The 19416-nt window shown below is 61.4% G+C and carries 16 protein-coding genes and 1 other RNA gene; all 17 read left to right on the forward strand.

Annotated features, from left to right (window positions below; translation table 11 throughout):
- Positions 1–7: 7 nt before the first annotated feature.
- The 17 genes from rnpB (at position 8) to ftsA (ending at position 19386) form a co-directional block, all read left to right on the forward strand.
- Positions 8–406, forward strand: an RNA gene (gene rnpB, locus ACST81_RS10870) — RNase P RNA component class A.
- A 422-nt stretch (positions 407–828) separates the two neighbouring features.
- A complete protein-coding gene (mraZ, locus tag ACST81_RS10875) occupies positions 829–1269 on the forward strand; it encodes a division/cell wall cluster transcriptional repressor MraZ (protein ID WP_438753250.1) in 441 nt (146 codons plus the stop codon).
- A gap of 14 nt (positions 1270–1283) precedes the next feature.
- Positions 1284–2309, forward strand: coding sequence for a 16S rRNA (cytosine(1402)-N(4))-methyltransferase RsmH (gene rsmH, locus ACST81_RS10880; RefSeq protein ID WP_438753251.1), 1026 nt, complete (start codon positions 1284–1286; stop codon positions 2307–2309).
- 3 nt (positions 2310–2312) lie between these two features.
- Positions 2313–2720 carry a cell division protein FtsL gene (gene ftsL, locus ACST81_RS10885; RefSeq protein ID WP_438753253.1) on the forward strand — a complete coding sequence of 136 codons (408 nt, stop codon included), beginning with the start codon at positions 2313–2315 and terminating at the stop codon, positions 2718–2720.
- Positions 2720–4465, forward strand: a complete 1746-nt coding sequence (locus ACST81_RS10890) for a peptidoglycan D,D-transpeptidase FtsI family protein (protein WP_438753255.1) — start codon at positions 2720–2722, stop codon at positions 4463–4465. Before ftsL ends, ACST81_RS10890 begins: the two co-directional genes overlap by 1 nt.
- A 64-nt stretch (positions 4466–4529) precedes the next feature.
- Positions 4530–5990 carry a UDP-N-acetylmuramoyl-L-alanyl-D-glutamate--2,6-diaminopimelate ligase gene (locus tag ACST81_RS10895; RefSeq protein WP_438753257.1) on the forward strand — a complete coding sequence of 487 codons (1461 nt, stop codon included), beginning with the start codon at positions 4530–4532 and terminating at the stop codon, positions 5988–5990.
- Between the two features lies 1 nt (position 5991).
- Positions 5992–7425, forward strand: a complete 1434-nt coding sequence (locus ACST81_RS10900) for a UDP-N-acetylmuramoylalanyl-D-glutamyl-2,6-diaminopimelate--D-alanyl-D-alanine ligase (protein WP_438753258.1) — start codon at positions 5992–5994, stop codon at positions 7423–7425.
- A gap of 123 nt (positions 7426–7548) precedes the next feature.
- Positions 7549–8649: a phospho-N-acetylmuramoyl-pentapeptide-transferase gene (gene mraY / locus ACST81_RS10905; RefSeq protein ID WP_438753259.1), complete on the forward strand. Its 1101-nt coding sequence runs from the start codon at positions 7549–7551 to the stop codon at positions 8647–8649.
- Positions 8650–8653: 4 nt separating this feature from the next.
- Positions 8654–10045, forward strand: coding sequence for a UDP-N-acetylmuramoyl-L-alanine--D-glutamate ligase (gene murD / locus ACST81_RS10910; protein ID WP_438753261.1), 1392 nt, complete (start codon positions 8654–8656; stop codon positions 10043–10045).
- A gap of 77 nt (positions 10046–10122) precedes the next feature.
- Positions 10123–11277 (forward strand): putative lipid II flippase FtsW, encoded by a 1155-nt coding sequence (ftsW, locus tag ACST81_RS10915; RefSeq protein WP_438753262.1) that lies wholly within the window; start codon positions 10123–10125, stop codon positions 11275–11277.
- A 9-nt stretch (positions 11278–11286) separates the two neighbouring features.
- Positions 11287–12411 (forward strand): undecaprenyldiphospho-muramoylpentapeptide beta-N-acetylglucosaminyltransferase, encoded by a 1125-nt coding sequence (murG, locus tag ACST81_RS10920; protein ID WP_438753263.1) that lies wholly within the window; start codon positions 11287–11289, stop codon positions 12409–12411.
- Complete coding sequence (gene murC, locus ACST81_RS10925) at positions 12408–13823, forward strand: UDP-N-acetylmuramate--L-alanine ligase (RefSeq protein WP_438753264.1); 1416 nt, start codon at positions 12408–12410, stop codon at positions 13821–13823. The genes murG and murC overlap by 4 nt, the downstream gene beginning before the upstream one ends.
- The gene (gene murB, locus ACST81_RS10930; RefSeq protein ID WP_438753265.1) at positions 13820–14794 is read left to right on the forward strand and encodes a UDP-N-acetylmuramate dehydrogenase; all 975 of its coding nucleotides are present in this window, start codon (positions 13820–13822) and stop codon (positions 14792–14794) included. The genes murC and murB overlap by 4 nt, the downstream gene beginning before the upstream one ends.
- A gap of 418 nt (positions 14795–15212) precedes the next feature.
- Positions 15213–15899: an aquaporin Z gene (gene aqpZ / locus ACST81_RS10935; RefSeq protein WP_438753267.1), complete on the forward strand. Its 687-nt coding sequence runs from the start codon at positions 15213–15215 to the stop codon at positions 15897–15899.
- 315 nt (positions 15900–16214) lie between these two features.
- Positions 16215–17141: a D-alanine--D-alanine ligase gene (locus ACST81_RS10940; RefSeq protein WP_438753269.1), complete on the forward strand. Its 927-nt coding sequence runs from the start codon at positions 16215–16217 to the stop codon at positions 17139–17141.
- Positions 17129–18058: a cell division protein FtsQ/DivIB gene (locus ACST81_RS10945; protein ID WP_438753270.1), complete on the forward strand. Its 930-nt coding sequence runs from the start codon at positions 17129–17131 to the stop codon at positions 18056–18058. The genes ACST81_RS10940 and ACST81_RS10945 overlap by 13 nt, the downstream gene beginning before the upstream one ends.
- A complete protein-coding gene (gene ftsA / locus ACST81_RS10950) occupies positions 18055–19386 on the forward strand; it encodes a cell division protein FtsA (RefSeq protein WP_438753271.1) in 1332 nt (443 codons plus the stop codon). The genes ACST81_RS10945 and ftsA overlap by 4 nt, the downstream gene beginning before the upstream one ends.
- Positions 19387–19416: the final 30 nt, after the last annotated feature.

Here is a 19416-nt window from a genome sequence, read left to right on the forward strand (position 1 = left end):
CCGCCTGCCAGTTGGCCGGGCAGCCGCGCTCCGCTAGGACCGAAAGGTTGCGGGGGGAGGAAAGTCCGGGCTCCACGGAAAAACGGTGCCGGATAACGTCCGGCGGGGGCGACCCCAGGGAAAGTGCCACAGAGAGAATACCGCCTGCGCCCGCGCAGGTAAGGGTGAAAGGGTGGGGTAAGAGCCCACCGCGCGCATGGCAACATGGGCGGCAAGGCAAACCCCACCGGGAGCAAGACCGAATAGGGATGACGCGGTTCGCGCAAGCGGACCGGCCTTTTCCGGGCCAGTCATCCGGGTGGGTTGCAGGAGGCAGCGTGCAAGCGTTGTCCCAGATGAATGGCTGCCACGTTCCGGCTTTCGGGCCGGTGCCATACAGAACCCGGCTTACAGGCCAACTGGCACATTTCCTCTTTTTTGATCAATCTTTTGGCGTTTTCGCAAATCGCGTATCCGCTTGAATGGTTGTTCTTTTTAGATTTTACTAAAATTTAAATTAGTTATTTTTGCATGCCGGGATTCGGCTTTGAATCCAAGGTGTTGCCAGTCCAATCGTAACCATTTGTTAAACTTAACAGACTATCAATATTTGCTCGACGCGCATGCCGAAACAGAGCAAATCCCATTGACGCCCATATGGTCCCATGCTATCCCAATCATGCACTGCACAAGGGCTGATTAAGGCCCATTCACCGCAAGTTTCGGGATCGCCCTGCCAGGGGTTTTCGCGCGGACATGTCGTCCGTCGTTGGAGTGCTGTGTTTTGTTCTGAGGGTGCGCGCGGGCTGTTGGGGCCGGCATGTCTACCGGAAACGGCTGTATTGCGTCATGAACCGCTTCCTATCGCATGCGACAAACCGGATCGACTCGAAGGGGCGGGTTTCTGTTCCCTCGATGTTTCGCTCGGTTCTGTCTGTGCTCGATATTCGGGAGCTTTATTGCTTCCAGGATTTTGTTTTTCCGGCTATCAGCGCCGGCGGTCCGGACCTTCTGGATCGTTTCGAAAGGCAAATCAGTGGCGAGGATCCCTTTTCGCCGCAGGCCAATCAGATGTCGCTCCTTGTTCATGGGGGCGGGGTCTTCATGAAGCTCGATCAGGAAGGCCGGCTGATGGTCACGGATTTTATCCGCGATTTCACCGGAATAACCGCGGAGGTCACCTTCGTGGGGCGGGCGGATCATTTTCAGTTGTGGGCGCCGCACGTGTTTATCGAGACGCAGGCGGCGGCACGGGAAGAGCGCAGGTTGCGAGGTCTGCGTTCGGACTAGAGTGGAGAAACGGAATGATGGCGGATCAAGGCGGAGGTTCTACTGATGCCGATGGCGGACCGGTCCGTCACATTCCGGTTCTTCTCCCCGAGGTTCTGGCGAGCCTCGACCTTCAGCCCGGCAAGGTCATCCTGGACGGCACGTTCGGGGCGGGCGGTTACACGGCGGCAATCCTGGCCGCCGGCGCCGATGTGATCGCGCTCGATCGGGATCCGGCAGCCATTTCCGGTGGGCAGTCTCTGGTCGAGGCAAGCGACGGCCATCTTACACTGGTGCATTCCCGTTTTTCCGATCTCGCCCAGCATGTGCCGGAAGGTGGCCTGGACGGTGTCGTGCTCGATATCGGCGTTTCCTCTATGCAGATCGATGAAGCCGACCGTGGCTTTTCCTTCCAGCGCAAGGGGCCGCTCGACATGCGCATGTCGTCGGACGGTGTTTCGGCGGCTGATGTCGTCAACCGCGCCAAGGTGTCTGATCTCACGCGCATTTTCGGTTTTCTCGGCGAGGAGCCGCAGTCCGGCCGTATCGCCCGCGCCATCGAAAAGCGGCGTCTCGAAGAGCCCTTCGTCACCACGCGTGACCTGGCCGGCCTCATCGAAATCGTCACGCCGCGCAAGGCCAAGGACAAGATCCATCCCGCGACCCGCGTCTTCCAGGCGCTGCGCATCTTCGTCAACGATGAGCTTGGCGAGCTTGCCCGTGCGTTGTTTGCCGCCGAGCAGGTGCTGAAGCCCGGTGGCCGCCTGACTGTGGTGACCTTTCATTCACTGGAAGACCGTATCGTCAAGAAATTCTTCCTGGATCGGGCCGGCAAGGCGTCCGGTTCCCGGCATCTTCCTGTTGCGCATGAACGCGCGGCAACTTTCGCACCAGTTGGGAAGTCCATGGTGGCGGCCAGCGAAGATGAAGCGTCCCGCAATCCGCGTGCCCGATCCGCCAAGATGCGGGTGGGTAGCCGGACCGATGCCCCGCCCGAGGCAGATGATCTGTCCATATTCGATTTGCCCAACCTTGCGAGCCTTGGAAAGATGGGGAGCTGAGAGATGTTGCGTACTTTGGACATCGTCCTGATCGTCGTCATGACGGCCGCCGCGACGGTCACCTATACGATCAAGCACCAGGCTGAGAACAAGCTGGAAGAAGTCCGCAAGCTGGAAGCCGAGATCAAGCTGGAGGAAGACACGATCGACCTCCTGCGCGCCGACTGGGCGCTGCTGACGCAGCCGAACCGACTGGAAAAACTGGTCGGTCTTTATCAGCAGGACCTGCAGCTCGCCCCGACCGCCTCAACCCAGATCGCCCAGCCGCAGGAATTGCCGATGCTCCGATCCGAGCTTCCGCCGCCAGCGGATGTTCTGGAGGCCATGGGCATGGGGAAGGGCAAGTCGAAGAAGCCGGTGGTCAAAGCCGACGATACCGATGATGTAGAAACGGGTTCGGTGGCGCGCTGATGTCTTTTCTGTCTCGTATCATGGTCGTCAAGAGCAAGGCGCATTTCTCCGCCGGCGGCAACAATCATCCAGGCGACATGGGGCGGCCCTTCGAGGGCACGCGCAAGCGCAACAACAATCAGGCGAGAAGTCGCGTCGCGATCGTCATCGCCAGCTTCGCCGCCGTCTACTGCGTGATCGGCGGGCGCCTCGTGCAATATGGTCTGGCGCAGCCGGAAACCGTTTCCAGCATTGGCCGCGGCGATAATCTGATGGCCTCGCGCCCGGATATTCTCGACCGCAACGGTGAAATCCTCGCAACCGACATCCGCACGGTCTCGCTCTATGCCGAACCGCACAAGATCGTCGATGCGGATGACGCCGTCGAGCAGCTCGCGACCGTCCTGCCCAATCTCAATGTCGCCGATATCTATAACAAGCTGAAGTCGCAATCTCGGTTCCAGTGGCTGCGCCGTCAGTTGACCCCGAAGCAGCAGAGCGAAATTCTCGCGCTTGGCATTCCCGGCATCGGCTTCCGTCCGGAAAAGCGCCGCTTCTATCCCGGTGGCGCGACCGCGTCGCATATCGTCGGTCATGTCAATGTCGATAACCGCGGCATTGCCGGCATGGAGCGCTACATCGACAGCCAAGGGCTGGCCGATCTTGCCGCCATCGGCATGACCAGCAATGCCAAACTCGAGCCCGTCAAGCTGTCGATCGACCTGCGCGTCCAGAACATCCTGCGCGATGTCGTGGTCGATGCCATGGGCAAGTTCAAGTCTCTGGCCGCCGGTGGCGTGGTAATGGATGTCAAGACCGGCGAAATCCTCGCCATGGTCTCCTATCCGGACTACGACCCGAACAAACCGGCCGATGGCGCCAAGGAAGGCTGGATGAACCGCATGTCGAACGGCACGTTCGAGATGGGGTCCACCTTCAAGTCCTTCACGACCGCGATGGCGCTCGATTCCGGCAAGGTGAAGCTGACAGACAGCTTCGATGCCCGTTTCCCGATCCGCATCGGCGGTTTCACCATCAAGGACTTCCACGGCAAGCACCGCGTCCTGACCGTGCCGGAAATCTTCCAGTATTCGTCGAACATCGGCACCGCCAAGATGGCGGATATCGTCGGCATCGCCGGCCACAAGGAGTTCCTGACCAGGCTTGGTCTGCTCACCAGGATGCAGACGGAACTGCCGGAAGTGAAGATGCCGAGCCAGCCACGCGAATGGAAGAAGATCAACTCGATCACCATTTCCTTCGGCCACGGCGTCTCGACCACGCCGTTGCAGACGGCTGTCGCCGGCGCGGCGCTGTTGAACGGCGGGAATCTGATCGAGCCGACCTTCCTGCCGCGTACGGAAGAAGAGGCTGCCGCCGTTTCGACGGCGGTCATCAAGAAGTCGACAAGCGACGACATGCGCTTCCTGTTCCGCTGGAATGGGGTCAACGGCTCAGGCAGGAACGCCCGCGTGCCCGGATACAATGTCGGCGGCAAGACGGGAACGGCGGACAAGGTCAAGAACGGTCGCTATTCCAGCGACGCCAACTTCAACGCGTTCCTGGCCGGCTTCCCGATCGACAATCCGCGTTACGTGGTTTTGACCTTCATCGATGAGCCGAAGACCGACAAGGGCAATGGCGCAGCGCTGGCCGGCAACACGGCGGCGCCCATGGTCCGCGACATCATCAGCCGTTCGGCGCCACTCTTGGGCATTGAGCCGAAATTCGGCGAGGACGGTTCTGCCTTGCTTGTGTCTTATTGACCATGGAATGACAATCAGGAGGATTCGCCGCCCGGCGCATCGGTTTGTTTTGAAAAGTGCTTCCATGAAGATCCAAGACCTGATCGGGAAAGATTTCCCCGAAATTGCCGCGCAGTTGAACCCTGAAGCCGGCAATATCGATATTGTCGCGATTACCGCCGATAGCCGGCAGGTTGTTCCGGGTTCGCTGTTCGTAGCGCTTTCAGGCACCAAGGCCGATGGCAACGTCTTCATTGCCGATGCGATCGCGCGCGGGGCGGCAGCGGTGGTTGCGGGCGCAAATCCGGGCAATGGAACAGCCGTGCCGGTTCTGGTTGCGGCGCTGCCCCGTCAGGTCCTCGCCTTCGCTGCCGCCAATTTCTACGGCGTCCAGCCGCACACGATGGTCGCGGTCACCGGAACGGCAGGCAAGACCTCGGTTGCCTCCTTCACCCGCCAGATCTGGGCCCATGCCGGCTTTGCCGCGGCGATGATCGGCACGACGGGCGTCATCGCGCCCGGCCGCAACGATTATGGTTCGCTGACGACCCCGGATCCGGTGTCCTTGCACAAATTGCTCGCCGAACTCGCCCAGTCCGGCGTCACCCATGCGGCGATGGAAGCATCGAGCCACGGGCTTGACCAGAACCGGCTCGATGGAGTTCGCCTCGCGGCCGCCGGCTTCACCAATCTCGGCCGTGACCACATGGATTATCATCCGACCCTCGAGGAATATATGGCGGCCAAGATGCGGCTGTTCGACGGCGTCTTGCCGAAGGGTTCGCCGGCGGTGATCTTCGCTGACGATGCCTGGTCCGGCCAGGCAATCGCTGCCGCCGAGGCCGCTGGCCAAGAGGTCCTGACCGTCGGGCGCAAGGGCGATTATCTCAGCCTGAAACGCGTCGAGCATTTCCGTCACAAGCAGGTTGCCGAAATCCATGTCGGCGATGCGATCTTCGAGGTTCATCTGCCTTTGGCGGGCGATTTCCAGATTTCCAACGCTTTGGTCGCCGCGGGCCTTGCCATGTCGACCGGCGTCAGCACCAAGGCGACGATGGCGGCGCTTGAAAAGCTGCAGGGCGCCTCCGGCCGTCTCGAACTGGTCGGCCATACCAAGGACGGCGCGCTCGCCTATGTCGATTACGCGCACAAGCCTGATGCCTTGGAAAACGTGCTGACCTCGGTTCGCCCCTTCACCACAGGCCGCATCATCGTGGTCTTCGGTTGTGGCGGTGACCGCGACAAGGGCAAACGTCCGATCATGGGCGAGATCGCCGCAAGGCTCGCCGATATCGTCATCGTCACCGACGACAATCCGCGTTCGGAAGTTCCTTCCACCATTCGCAGCGAGATCATGGCCGCCGCCAGGGGGGCCACCGAAATTGGCGATCGCGCCGAGGCGATCAAGGCCGCCGTCGAGATGCTGAAATCAGGCGACACGCTGATCGTTGCCGGCAAGGGGCACGAGGAGGGCCAGACGGTCGGCTCGGTCACGCTACCCTTCTCCGATCATGCCGAACTGCGCAAAGCATTGGGAGGGCATTGATTTGAGCTTTCTCTGGACAACCAGCGACCTGATGGCGGCCATGCACGGGCGGCCGATGGGAAAACTGCCCGAAGGCATCACCGGCATTTCCATCGACAGCCGTTCGCTCGGCAAGGATGAGGCCTTCTTTGCTATCAAGGGCGACCGTGTCGACGGTCATGACTATGCTGGTGTCGCCATGGCGAACGGCGCGGCGTTGCTGGTGGTCAGCGAGGCCAAGCTGCCGGCGCTCGGCCGTCTCAACGCACCGATGATCGTCGTCGACGATGTGCTCGATGCCATGGTCCGCCTCGGCTGCGCCGCGCGTGACCGCAGCGCCGCCAAGATCATCGCTGTCACCGGTTCGGTCGGCAAGACGACGACCAAGGAAATGCTGCGCCATGTGCTGGAGCCGTCCGGCCGGGTGCATGCCTCCGTTGCCTCCTTCAACAATCATTGGGGCGTGCCGCTGACCCTGTCGCGCATGCCGGAAAACACCGATTTCGGCATTTTCGAAATCGGCATGAACCATGCCGATGAAATCCGGCCGCTGGTCAAGATGGTGCGCCCGCATGTGGCCGTTATCACCACGATCGCCGCAGCCCATCTCGGCAATTTCAAGGATCTCGGCGAGATCGCGGCTGCCAAAGCGGAGATCATGGAAGGCCTCGTCGATGATGGCCACCTGATCCTCAATCGCGACAACGACCAGTTCGACGCGTTGGAAAAGGCAGCAGCCATTCAGGGCGTTGCCCATGTCCACAGCTTCGGTAGCAGCCCCAAGGCCGATTTCCGCATGGTCGAGTTTACCGGCGGCTCCGAAGGTGCGGTCCTCTGGGCCGTCGTTGACGGCAAGACACTGGAAATCCAGATGGGCGCGCCCGGCCGCCATATCGCCGAAAATGCCCTGGCTGTGATCGGTGCCGCCAGCCTTGTCGGAGCAGACATGGAAGCAGTGTTGACCGCGCTTGCGACGCTGCAACCGGAGAAAGGACGTGGCACACGCCATCACCTCTCGAACGGCTCTGGTTCGTTCACGCTGATCGATGAAAGCTACAATGCCAATCCGGCATCCATGCGGGCGGCGATCGCGCTGCTCAGGGATGCGCAGGTGTCGGGCGAGGGGCGGCGGATCGCCGTGCTCGGCGATATGCTGGAGATGGGCGAATTCGCAGGTCGCGTCCACGCCGAACTCGCCGGCCCGCTGGTCGAGGCCGGTATCCGCGACGTCTGGCTTGCCGGACCGGAAATGGCGCATCTGCGCGATGCGCTGCCGGCCGACATCGATGTCGTCTATCGCCAGACGGTCGATGAATTGAAGGAATTTTCGATGGCGTCGATCACCACGGGGGACGTGGTGATGATCAAGTCGTCGAAGGGAACGGGCTGCGGCAGGATCGTCACGGCGCTTCTCGATGCATATCCGGCATTTTCCGGAACAGGACAGGCGGAATAAGCATAGGACAAGGCTTTGAAGGCCGATGTCCGGTGCTGACACTTTTGATACCACGCAGCTATTCTTCCATTCGTTGATTCTGATGAATGGGATCTGCAACGAACCTTTGGGGAAAGGTCCCTCATGCTCATCTGGCTTGTCGAACTGGCGGACCATTTTCAGTTTTTCAATCTGTTCCGGTACATCACATTCCGTACCGGCGCGTCCTTGTTCACGTCCGCACTGATCGTCTTCCTGTTCGGACCACGGATGATTTCGTCATTGCGTGTGCGCCAGGGCCGCGGCCAGCCGATCCGGGCCGATGGACCGCAGACCCATTTCAAGAAGGCCGGTACGCCGACCATGGGCGGCCTGATGATCCTGGCCGGCATCGTCGGTTCGTCGTTGCTCTGGGCCGATCTGTCCAGCGTCTACGTCGTGTCGACGCTGCTGGTAACGCTTGGTTTCGGCGCCATCGGCTTCTATGACGATTACCTGAAAGTCACCAAGCAGTCGGACAAGGGGTTTTCCGGCCGGGCACGCCTTGGTCTTGAGTTCCTGATCGCCGCCATCGCCGTGTTTTTCATGATGCGGACGGCCCTGTCGGCCGGCGTCGCCGGCTCGACCTTCGGCTCCTCGCTGACCTTTCCGTTCCTGAAGGATTTCACCCTCAATCTCAGCTATTTCTTCATCCTGTTCGGCGGTTTCGTCATCGTCGGCGCCGGAAATGCCGTCAACCTGACCGATGGTCTGGATGGTCTCGCCATCGTCCCGGTGATGATCGCGGCGGCGTCCTTCGGTGTCATCGCCTATCTCGCCGGTAACGCGGTCTTTGCCAACTACCTGCAGATCCATTTCGTGCCCGGCACCGGCGAACTGGCCGTCATCCTCGGCGCCGTCATTGGCGCTGGTCTCGGCTTCCTGTGGTTCAACGCGCCGCCGGCCGCCATTTTCATGGGCGACACCGGTTCGCTGGCGCTCGGTGGCCTGATCGGCACGGTGGCCGTCGCCACCAAGCACGAGATCGTCATGGTCATCATCGGCGGCCTGTTCGTCATGGAAACCCTGTCGGTCATCATCCAGGTCTTCTGGTTCAAGCGCACCGGCAAGCGCGTCTTCCTGATGGCGCCGATCCACCATCATTTCGAAAAGCTCGGCTGGACCGAAAGCCAGGTCGTCATCCGCTTCTGGATCATCGCGGTCATCCTGGCCATGGTCGGCCTGTCGACCCTGAAGCTGCGGTAGGCCGATGATCCCCGTCACCACATTCAGCGGCAAGCAGGTCGCCCTTTTCGGTCTCGGTGGCTCGGGGCTGGCAACCGCGCAGGCTCTGGTCGCCGGCGGCGCCGAGGTCACCGCTTGGGACGACAATCCCGACAGCGTCGCCAAGGCGGCGGCTGCCGGTGTTGGCACCGGTGATCTTCATCACGCCGACTGGTCGGCCTTCGCCGCCTTCGTGCTGTCGCCCGGCGTGCCGCTGACGCATCCGAAGCCGCACTGGACCGTCGATCTTGCGCAAGCGGCCGGGGTCGAGGTCATCGGCGATGTCGAACTGTTCGTGCGCGAGCGCGCCGCCGTGGCGGCGGATTGTCCGTTCATCGCCATCACCGGCACCAACGGCAAATCGACGACGACGGCACTGATCGCCCATATCATGAAGGCGAGCGGACGCGACACGCAGCTTGGCGGCAATATCGGCACTGCGGTCCTGACGCTCGACCCGCCGGCGTCGGGCCGCTTCTTCGTTGTCGAATGCTCGTCCTACCAGATCGACCTTGCCCCCACGATCAACCCGACGGCTGGTATCCTGCTCAATCTGACACCGGATCACCTCGACCGGCATGGCAGCATGGAACACTATGCCGGGATCAAGGAGCGGCTGATCGCCGGGAGCGATACCGCGATCGTCGGTGTAGACGATGTCTATACCGAAGCCGTCGCCGACCGTGCAGCGCTGGCCGGTCGTCATGTCATCCGTATTGCCCGCCATCGCCCGCTCGGGGAGGGTTTTTACGCTGACGAAACGCGGATCATGCGCGCCGAAGGCGGACTGGCCACGGTCTTCGCTGACCTCGATGGCATCGCCACCCTGCGCGGCAATCACAATGCCCAGAATGCGGCGGCCGCCATCGCCGCCTGCCTTGCGGTCGGCGTTTCCGAGGCCGAAATCCGCGACGGGCTTGCCTCGTTCCCGGGCCTCAAGCATCGCATGCAGCCGGTCGGCCGCAAGGGCGACGTCGTCTTCGTCAATGACAGCAAGGCGACCAATGCCGATGCGGCGGCACCGGCGCTATCGAGCTATGACCGCATCTACTGGATCGCCGGTGGCCTGCCCAAGGAGGGCGGCATCACCACGCTTGCGCCGTTCTTTCCGAAGATCGCCAAGGCCTATCTGATCGGCGAGGCGGCGCCCGCCTTTGCGGCGACGCTGGGTGACGCCGTTCCGTTCGAGATTTCGGGCACGCTGGAGCAGGCGGTTGCACATGCGGCGGCGGATGCGGCGAAGGACGAGCGCGGCCCGTCGGCCGTCATGCTGTCCCCGGCTTGCGCAAGTTTCGACCAGTACAAGAATTTCGAGGTTCGTGGCGAAGCGTTCGTGAAGCATGTCGCTGCGATCGATGGTGTGACGATGTTGATATAGCCGCCCGGCGGCTGATGGGGCCACGAGCCCTGACGAAAAGGATACGGGCGCGCTGCGCCGTTGAAGGGGACGAAGAGATGGTAAGCCGTGCTGAACGTGGCCCTGTGGCCGACTGGTTCTGGACGATCGACAGGTTCTTCCTGGCGACCTTCATTCTGTTGATGGGGATCGGCTTCATGCTGTCCTTCGCCGCAAGTCCGGCGGTCGCCGAGCGGTTGAACCTCGACAGCTTCCATTTTGTCAAAAGGCACGCAGCCTTTCTCCTGCCCTCGCTTGGCATCATGATCGCGATCTCCTTCCTGACGCCCCGGCAGGTGCGCCGTGCGGCGATGATCCTGTTGATCGTGTCGCTCGCCATGATGGTGCTGGCGCTGTTCTTCGGTGCCGAGGTCAAGGGTTCCCGCCGCTGGATCTCGCTCGCCGGCTTGTCGATCCAGCCGTCCGAATTCATGAAGCCGGCCTTCGTCGTCGTCTGCGCCTGGCTGTTTTCCGAACATGCCCGCCAGCCGGAAATCCCTGGAAACCTTTTTGCCATCCTGCTGTTCGGTATGGTGGCGGCGCTACTCGTCGCCCAGCCCGACCTAGGCCAGACCATTCTCACGACCACCGTCTGGGGCGGTATGTTCTTCATGGCCGGCATGCCGTGGATCTGGATCATCCTGCTCGGCGGGGCCGGCGTCGGCGGTTTGGTCGTCGCCTATACGGTGCTGCCGCACGTCGCGGGCCGTATCGACCGGTTCATGACAGGCGAGGGCGATACGTTCCAGGTGGACACCGCCCGTGAAGCCATCATCCGTGGCGACTGGCTGGGCCAAGGGCCGGGCGAGGGCGTCATCAAGCGCATCATTCCTGATAGCCATACCGACTTCATCTTCTCCGTCGCGGCCGAGGAGTTCGGCATCATCTTCTGCATGGTCGTGGTGGCGATCTTCGCCTTCCTCGTCATGCGCGGCCTGTCGCATGCGTTCCGCGAGCGCAACGACTTCAACCGCTTTGCGGTCGCCGGACTCGTGCTGCAGATCGGCATCCAGTCGATGATCAATGTCGGCGTGAACCTGGAGCTGCTGCCGGCCAAGGGCATGACCCTGCCGTTGATCTCCTATGGCGGTTCGTCCATGGTGGCGATCTGCGTCACGGCCGGCTTCATCCTGGCGCTGACGCGCCATCGTCCGGAAAAGCGCGCCGTTGAGCGCAGCCTCTTCCGCTCCGGCGTGGGCGTTCCCGCCGAATAAGGATTGATCATGACCAAAGCCATCATCATGCTGGCCGCCGGCGGGACCGGCGGTCATCTGTTTCCGGCGGAAGCGCTCGCCTTCGAACTGAAGGCGCTGGGCTATTCCGTGCATCTGGTCACCGACAGTCGCGCCGAGCGCTATGCCGGCAAGTTCCCGGCCGATGAGATTCATGTGGTTCCTTCCGCGACGATCGGCTCGAAGAATCCCCTGAAAGTCGCCTCGTCGCTCTGGACGCTCTGGTCCGGTATTCGAATCGCCCGCCGGCTGATGGCGAAGGTTCGGCCGAAGGTCGTCGTCGGTTTCGGTGGTTATCCGACCATTCCGCCGCTCTTGGCCGCCACCGGCATGGGCATTCCCTCGATGATCCATGAACAGAACGCCGTGATGGGCCGCGCCAACAAGGCGCTCGCCAAGCGCGTCATGGCGATCGCCGGTGGCTTCCTGCCCGAAACCGATGGCGTCTATGCAGCTAAGACGGTGACAACAGGCAATCCCGTTCGTCCGGCGGTTCTGGAAGCGGCCAAGGTGCCGTATCAGGCTTCTGGCGCGGGCGAGGAGTTCCGGCTGGTCGTGTTCGGCGGCAGCCAGGGCGCGCAGTATTTCTCCAAGACCGTTCCGACGGCCGTCAGTCTGCTTGACGACAGCTTGAGGCAGCGCCTCAAGATCACCCAGCAGGCGCGCGCCGAAGACATGCCGATGGTGCAGGGTTGTGTGGCCAAGCTGGAGATGAACGCGGAAATCGCGCCGTTCTTCAACGATATGGCTGAGCGGATCGCGGGCGCGCATCTGGTGATCTGCCGCTCCGGTGCTTCCACCGTCTCGGAAATCTCGGTCATCGGCCGTCCGGCGATCTTGGTTCCCTATCCTTATGCGCTCGATCACGATCAGGCCGCCAATGCCGCGACGCTTGCCGCGACCGGTGGTGCGAAGGTCATCGTGCAGGCCGAATTGTCGGCGGAAAAACTCAGCCGCATTCTCACCGATGCGATGAACAATCCGGAGAAACTGGCCGGCATGGCGGAAAATGCCCGCAAGGCCGGCAAGCCCGATGCCGCCCGCTTGCTTGCCGCCATGGTTGAAGCTATTGCCAGCGGTTCGACGATTGCCAAGTTCAAGGAAACACGCTCATGAAAATGCCGCAGACGATCGGCCTCGTTCATTTCATCGGTATCGGTGGTATCGGCATGAGCGGCATTGCCGAGGTGCTGCACAATCTCGGCCATCGCGTGCAGGGATCGGACCAGTCCGACAGCGCCAATGTGCAGCGTCTGCGTGACAAGGGCATCGAGGTTTTCGTCGGTCACAAGGCGGAGAATATCGGCGATGCCGAGGTCGTCGTCGTGTCGACCGCGATCAAGAAGAACAATCCGGAACTGATCGCCGCGCGTGAAAAGCTGCTGCCGGTGGTTCGCCGCGCCGAAATGCTGGCGGAACTGATGCGCTTCCGCAATGCCATCGCCATCGGCGGAACCCATGGCAAGACCACGACCACCTCGATGGTTGCGACTCTGCTGGAAGCCGGTGGTCTCGACCCCACCGTCATCAACGGCGGCATCATCAATGCCTATGGCACCAATGCCCGCATGGGCGAGGGCGAGTGGATGGTAGTCGAGGCCGACGAATCCGACGGCACCTTTCTGAAGCTTCCGGCCGACGTTGCTGTCGTCACCAATATCGATCCGGAACATCTCGATCATTACGGCAACTTCGATGCCGTGCGCGCCGCTTTCCGCCAGTTTGTCGAGAATGTGCCGTTCTATGGCTTCGGCGTCATGTGCCTCGATCATCCCGAAGTGCAGACGATGGTTTCCAAGATCGAGGACCGCAAGGTCATCACATATGGTGAAAATCCGCAGGCCGACGTGCGTTTTTCCAATATCCGCATGGACGGCGCGACATCGGTGTTCGACGTCGAAATCCGCCGTCGCCGCACCGGTCAGGTGATCCAGTTGCAGGATCTGCGCCTGCCGATGCCTGGCCGCCACAATGTGTCGAATGCCACGGCCGCTATTGCCGTTGCCCAGCGGCTGGGCATCTCGCCAGAGGATATTGCCAAGGGACTTGCCTCCTTTGCCGGCGTGAAGCGGCGCTTCACCTTCACCGGGGAATGGAACAATGTCCGCGTCTACGACGATTACGGCCACCATCCTGTCGAGATCAAGGCGGTGCTGAAGGCTGCCCGAGAGGCCTGCCAGGGCCGTGTGATCGCCGTTCACCAGCCGCACCGCTTCACCCGCCTGCAAAGCCTGTTCGAGGATTTTTCCGCCTGCTTCAACGACGCCGATACGATTCTCCTGGCGCCGGTCTACTCCGCCGGCGAGGAGCCGATCGAAGGCATCAACTCGCAGGAGCTCGTCTCTCGCATCAAGGCAGGCGGTCACCGCGATGCCCGTTTCATCGAAGGCCCGGAAGCAATCGCGCCGATTGTATCGGCCATTGCACAACCCGGTGACTTTGTGGTTCTCTTGGGGGCTGGCAGCATCACATACTGGGCTGCCGCACTCCCGAAGGAACTCGCAGGCATTTCAGGAAATTCCGCATGAAACAGGTAAACGGTGAAAAACTTCTGGCGTCTCTTGGAGACGGCATCAAGGATGTGCGTGGGCGTCTGACGCCGGACGCGCCGATGGACCGCGTCACCTGGTTCCGCGCCGGCGGTCTTGCCGAGCTGATGTTCCAGCCGCATGACACGGACGATCTCGTCACCTTCCTCAAGATGTTGCCGGAGGAAGTGCCGATCATGGTCGCCGGCGTCGGCTCGAACCTTCTGGTGCGCGACGGCGGCATCAAGGGCGTCGTCATCCGCCTTTCGGCGAAGGGGTTCGGCGATGTCGAGCTGATTTCGGAAACGCGGGTGAAGGCTGGCGCCATCTGCCCGGACAAGAACCTTGCGGCCATGACGCTCGATCACGGCATCGGCGGTTTCCATTTCTACTATGGCATTCCCGGCTCGATCGGCGGCGCGCTGCGTATGAACGCCGGCGCCAATGGCGGCGAAACGCGCGAGCGCGTGGTCGAGGTCCATGCGGTCGATCGCAAGGGCAACCGGCATGTGCTCTCCAACACTGACATGGGCTACAGCTATCGGCATTCCTCGGCGGCCAGGGACCTGATCTTCACCCACGCTGTCTTTGAAGGTTATCCGGAGGACAAGGTGAAGATTCGCGCCGACATGGATGCCGTCCGCCAGCACCGCGAGACGGTGCAGCCGATTCGTGAAAAGACCGGCGGCTCGACCTTCAAGAATCCCGAAGGCCACTCCGCCTGGAAGCTGATCGACGAAGCGGGTTGCCGCGGCATGATCATCGGCGGTGCCCAGATGTCGCCGATGCATTGCAACTTCATGATCAACACCGGCCAGGCGAGCGGCTACGAGCTGGAATATCTCGGCGAGACCGTGCGCCAGCGTGTCTACGAGACCTCCGGCATCACGCTGGAATGGGAAATTAAGCGCATCGGTAATTTCATGCCGGGCTATGAGGTCAAGACATTCCTCGGCGAACTGACCGCCTGAAGCCCAGGTGAAACGAGACAACAAAAAACCGCCGCGGATCGCTCCACGGCGGTTTTTCGTTTTGTATAGGTCTTGCCTAGGACTTCGTTCTCGCCAGACAGCAGCATGCGGGCAAGCGTGACCAAGGCGGCGACGCCCAGATAACGGCAAGATCTCGGGGATTGGGGGGCTCAAAAAATTTCACGATTCCGACCTCATGCCATGGCTCGTTTGCCAATTAAAATTTATCTTCGGCTCTTTCGATTGCTTAATCCTTGACCGGAATCGCTTTTTCAAAAATCTTGGGTTGTGCGGCATTTATCGAGCCGCCTTTAGCTGGCTGTATCGTGCGGATGTTTCACTCAGGGGGGCCTGGCTGGAATGGGTTTCATGCACGGGAAGTCTTCTCGGAGCGTCGCTCCGGTTTGAAGGGAAAATCATGTTCAAGAAGCTTTCGGCTGAATTTTTAGGAACATTCTGGCTGGTATTCGGCGGCTGCGGCAGCGCCGTCCTGTCGGCCGCCTTTCCGGAGGTCGGAATCGGCCTGCTCGGAGTGTCGTTTGCCTTCGGCCTGACGGTGCTGACCATGGCCTATGCCGTCGGCGGCATTTCAGGCGGTCATTTCAATCCGGCCGTGTCGGTTGGTCTTACGGTCGCCGGCAAGTTTCCGGCCTCTTCGCTGGTCGGCTATATCATCGCCCAGGTCGCCGGTGCGATCCTGGCGGCCGCGGCACTTTACCTGGTCGCCAGCGGCAAGGCCGATTTCCAGCTCGGCGGCTTTGCCGCCAACGGCTACGGCGAACATTCGCCGGGCGGTTATTCGCTGACTTCGGCGCTGGTCATCGAGGTTCTGCTGACCGGCTTCTTTCTCTTCATCATTCTCGGCGCAACCAGCGGCCGGGTGCCCGCCGGCTTTGCGCCGATCGCCATTGGCCTTGCGTTGACGCTCATTCACCTGATCTCTATCCCGGTCACCAACACCTCCGTCAATCCGGCTCGCTCGACAGGGCAGGCTCTCTTCGTGGGCGGTTGGGCGCTGCAGCAACTGTGGCTGTTCTGGCTGGCCCCGATCGTCGGGGCGGCGCTTGGCGGCATCGCCTGGAAGGTCGTCGGCGAAGAAGACTGATCATCCCACTGATTCCGGACGGTCAAGGAAAGCCTCGTAGCCTCACGCTGCGAGGCTTTTGCTTTTCGAGCGCCCAGCGGCGCCGGCATTTTTGCTTGCGCCAGATTCACGCTCTGATTCCAAGCGATGAATCGAGGCACGGCATTGAATCGATGCGAAATATTTACCCTTCTCTTGGGTAGGGTTAACCAAAGTAAACGGTTCATTAACCATAATGCCGCTCTAGTGGGATTGTGCCTGATGGTCGCGACTCGTGTGCGAACAAGCTAGGCGCAAGCAGGAATTTGTAAGGCTGGCGTCATGTCGGGGGTTTTTATGAGTGGTAAGCATGTCGCTGTCCTGATGGGCGGATTTTCTTCGGAGCGGCCGGTGAGCCTGTCCTCCGGGACTGCGTGCGCCGATGCTCTCGAAGGTGAAGGTTACCGCGTCACCCGCGTGGACGTGGGCCACGACATTGCGTCCGTGCTTGCCGACCTGCGCCCCGATGTTGCCTTCAACGCCCTTCACGGTCCGTTCGGTGAGGATGGAACCATCCAAGGTATCCTCGAATATCTTGAGATTCCCTATACGCATTCCGGCGTGCTTGCCTCGGCGCTCGCCATGGACAAGGCGCAGGCCAAGATCATTGCTGCTGCCGCCGGTATTCCGACGGCCGAGGCGCGGGTCATGGATCGTCACGATTTTGGCGCTGAGCATCCGCTGAAGCCGCCTTATGTGGTCAAGCCGGTGCGTGAAGGGTCGAGCTTCGGTGTGGTCATGGTCAAGGAAGACCAGTCGCATCCGCCGCAGATCGTAACCTCCAGTGAATGGCGATACGGTGACCGGGTCATGGTTGAGCGGTACATCGCCGGGCGCGAATTCACCTGCGGCGTCATGGGTAATTGCGCGCTGGGAGTCACCGAAGTGATTCCTCAAGGGCACGCCTTCTACGATTATGATTCCAAGTATGTAAAAGGCGGTTCAAAACACGTCATTCCGGCGGAAGTTTTACCGAATATTTACCAAAAAATACAAACACTCTCCCTCAAGGCGCATCAGGCGATTGGATGCCGCGGCGTAAGCCGCTCCGACTTCCGCTTCGACGACCGCTTCTCTGAAGACGGAGAGCTCATCTGGCTGGAAATCAACACTCAGCCCGGAATGACTCCAACCTCTCTGGTGCCCGAAATGGCCGTTCATGCCGGCCATACCTTTGGTGAATTTCTCAAGTGGATCGTGGAGGACGCGTCGTGTTTGCGTTGAGAGGCAGGAAGACAAGGCTTCGTGCGCCACTGGAAGCGGCTGACCTGGATGGTCAGCGCGTTCTTCCGCGGCCGCTTCGCCGCGTCGTGCGTTTCCTGATCAGCCTTGGAACCGGTCGCATCCACTTCATGCCGTATACCGGCACCATTTCGGCTGCTATCTTCCTGGCGGCGACTGGTTTTTATGGCATGTCGCTCGGAGGTCATAGCCAGAACGTCGCCCAAGCGACGACCTCGGCCGTTGGTTTCGCAATCGAGGACGTCAAGGTCTCCGGCAACGATCAGACCTCCGAGATCGACATCCTGCAGCAGCTCGGCCTTGATGGCACGACCTCTCTCGTCGCGCTCGACATCGATGTTGCCCGCAAGCTGATCAGCGAAATGCCGTGGGTCGAGAACGTTGCGGTGCGCAAGGTCTATCCCGGCACGATCGAGGTGACGCTCAAGGAGCGCAAGGCTTTCGGCATCTGGCAGCACGGCTCCGATCTGTCGCTGATCGAGGCGAGCGGCAGCGTCATCGCGCCGTTGCGTGACAATAAGTTCTCCGAACTTCCGCTGTTCGTCGGCCGTGATGCCGAGACGTCGGCTGCGGAATTCTACGCGCGCTTTTCGCAGTGGCCTGAAATCTCCAAGCGCGTGAAGGCCTATGTCCGTGTCGCCGGCCGCCGCTGGGACTTGATGCTGGACAACGGTATCACCATCAAGCTGCCGGAACACGATCTCGATCGCGCCATGCAGGTGCTCTCGACCATGGACGAGGGGCAGCAGTTGCTGGAGCGCGATATCGCCGCCGTCGACCTGCGGCTCGAGGATCGCACCACGGTCCAGCTCACTCCGGAAGCCGCCGCCCGCCGCGACGTGGCGCTGGAAGCCCGCACGAAAAAATTGAAGAAGTTGGAGCAGGAGAGCCGGACATGAGCATTTTCGGTTCCTCGCATATCGGTCTGCCTCGCCTGAAGCCGCTGTCGTCGAAGCGGTCGCATGTCGTTTCGGTGCTGGATATCGGCTCGACCAAGGTGGTCTGCATGATCGGCCGGCTGACACCCAAGGTCGAAAGTCAGATCCTGCCGAACCGTACCCACTCGATCGAGATCATCGGTATCGGCCATCACAAGTCCCGTGGCATGAAGAATGGCGTCATCGCCGATCTCGACGCTTGCGAAAGCGTTGTCCGTCTCGCGGTCGATGCCGCCGAGCGCATGGCGGGCCTGACGATCGACAGCCTGATCGTCAACATCTCCGCCGGTCGCCTGCAGAGCGATATCTACACCGCCTCCATCGATCTCGGTGGTCAGGAAGTCGATGCGGCTGATCTCAAGAAGGTTCTGGCTGCTGCCGGCCAGCAGTCGCTGCGCCAGGACCGCGTCATCCTGCATTCGCTGCCGACGGGGTTTTCGCTGGATGGCGAGCGCGGTATCCGTGATCCGCTCGCCATGTTCGGCGACCAGCTTGGTGTCGACATGCATGTCCTGACCGCCGAGCGCGCCGCCCTGAAGAACCTCGAACTCTGCATCAATCGCGGCCATCTGTCGGTCGAAGGTATCGTTGCGACGCCTTATGCCAGCGGGCTGGCGGCCCTTGTCGACGACGAGGTCGAACTCGGCTGCGCCGCCATCGACATGGGCGGCGGCACGACGACGATTTCGGTCTTCGCCGAAGGCAAGCTGGTTCATGCCGACGCGATCAGCCTTGGCGGCCATCACGTCACGACGGACCTTGCTCGCGGTCTCTCGACCCGGATCGAGGACGCCGAGCGCTTGAAGGTTGTCCATGGTTCGGCACTGCCCAACACCGTCGACGAGCGCGAAATCGTTTCTGTGCCGCCAATCGGCGAGGACGACCGCGACCAGCCGACACACGTGCCGCGCGCCCTTGTCTCGCGCATCGTGCGGGCCCGAATCGAGGAAACGCTCGAACTCATTCGCGACCGCATCCAGCGCTCGGGCTTCTCGCCGATCGTCGGCAAGCGCGTCGTCCTGACGGGTGGCGCCAGCCAGTTGACCGGCCTGCCGGAATCGGCGCGCCGCATTCTCGCCCGCAACGTCCGCATCGGCCGCCCGCTCGGCGTCTCCGGCTTGCCGGCAGCGGCCAAGGGCCCGGCCTTTTCGACCGCCGTCGGCCTGATGATCTATCCGCAGGTCGCGGACATGGAAACCCACGCGACGCAGGGCGGCCTGCTCTCGTCGCTGGCAGGAAACAACAGCCGGATCGCCCGCATGGGCCAATGGCTGAAGGAAAGTTTTTGAGGCCCGAAGCCTGCGAAGGACAGGAACCTT

Source organism: Pararhizobium sp. O133 (assembly GCF_051669845.1).
Lineage (GTDB): Bacteria > Pseudomonadota > Alphaproteobacteria > Rhizobiales > Rhizobiaceae > Pararhizobium.

Coding starts and splice junctions, on each gene's coding strand:
- mraZ (WP_438753250.1), top strand. CDS start 829: ATGAACCGCTTCCTATCGCATGCGACAAACCGGATCGACTCGAAGGGG.
- rsmH (WP_438753251.1), top strand. CDS start 1,284: ATGATGGCGGATCAAGGCGGAGGTTCTACTGATGCCGATGGCGGACCG.
- ftsL (WP_438753253.1), top strand. CDS start 2,313: ATGTTGCGTACTTTGGACATCGTCCTGATCGTCGTCATGACGGCCGCC.
- ACST81_RS10890 (WP_438753255.1), top strand. CDS start 2,720: ATGTCTTTTCTGTCTCGTATCATGGTCGTCAAGAGCAAGGCGCATTTC.
- ACST81_RS10895 (WP_438753257.1), top strand. CDS start 4,530: ATGAAGATCCAAGACCTGATCGGGAAAGATTTCCCCGAAATTGCCGCG.
- mraY (WP_438753259.1), top strand. CDS start 7,549: ATGCTCATCTGGCTTGTCGAACTGGCGGACCATTTTCAGTTTTTCAAT.
- murD (WP_438753261.1), top strand. CDS start 8,654: ATGATCCCCGTCACCACATTCAGCGGCAAGCAGGTCGCCCTTTTCGGT.
- ftsW (WP_438753262.1), top strand. CDS start 10,123: ATGGTAAGCCGTGCTGAACGTGGCCCTGTGGCCGACTGGTTCTGGACG.
- murG (WP_438753263.1), top strand. CDS start 11,287: ATGACCAAAGCCATCATCATGCTGGCCGCCGGCGGGACCGGCGGTCAT.
- murC (WP_438753264.1), top strand. CDS start 12,408: ATGAAAATGCCGCAGACGATCGGCCTCGTTCATTTCATCGGTATCGGT.
- murB (WP_438753265.1), top strand. CDS start 13,820: ATGAAACAGGTAAACGGTGAAAAACTTCTGGCGTCTCTTGGAGACGGC.
- aqpZ (WP_438753267.1), top strand. CDS start 15,213: ATGTTCAAGAAGCTTTCGGCTGAATTTTTAGGAACATTCTGGCTGGTA.
- ACST81_RS10940 (WP_438753269.1), top strand. CDS start 16,215: ATGAGTGGTAAGCATGTCGCTGTCCTGATGGGCGGATTTTCTTCGGAG.
- ftsA (WP_438753271.1), top strand. CDS start 18,055: ATGAGCATTTTCGGTTCCTCGCATATCGGTCTGCCTCGCCTGAAGCCG.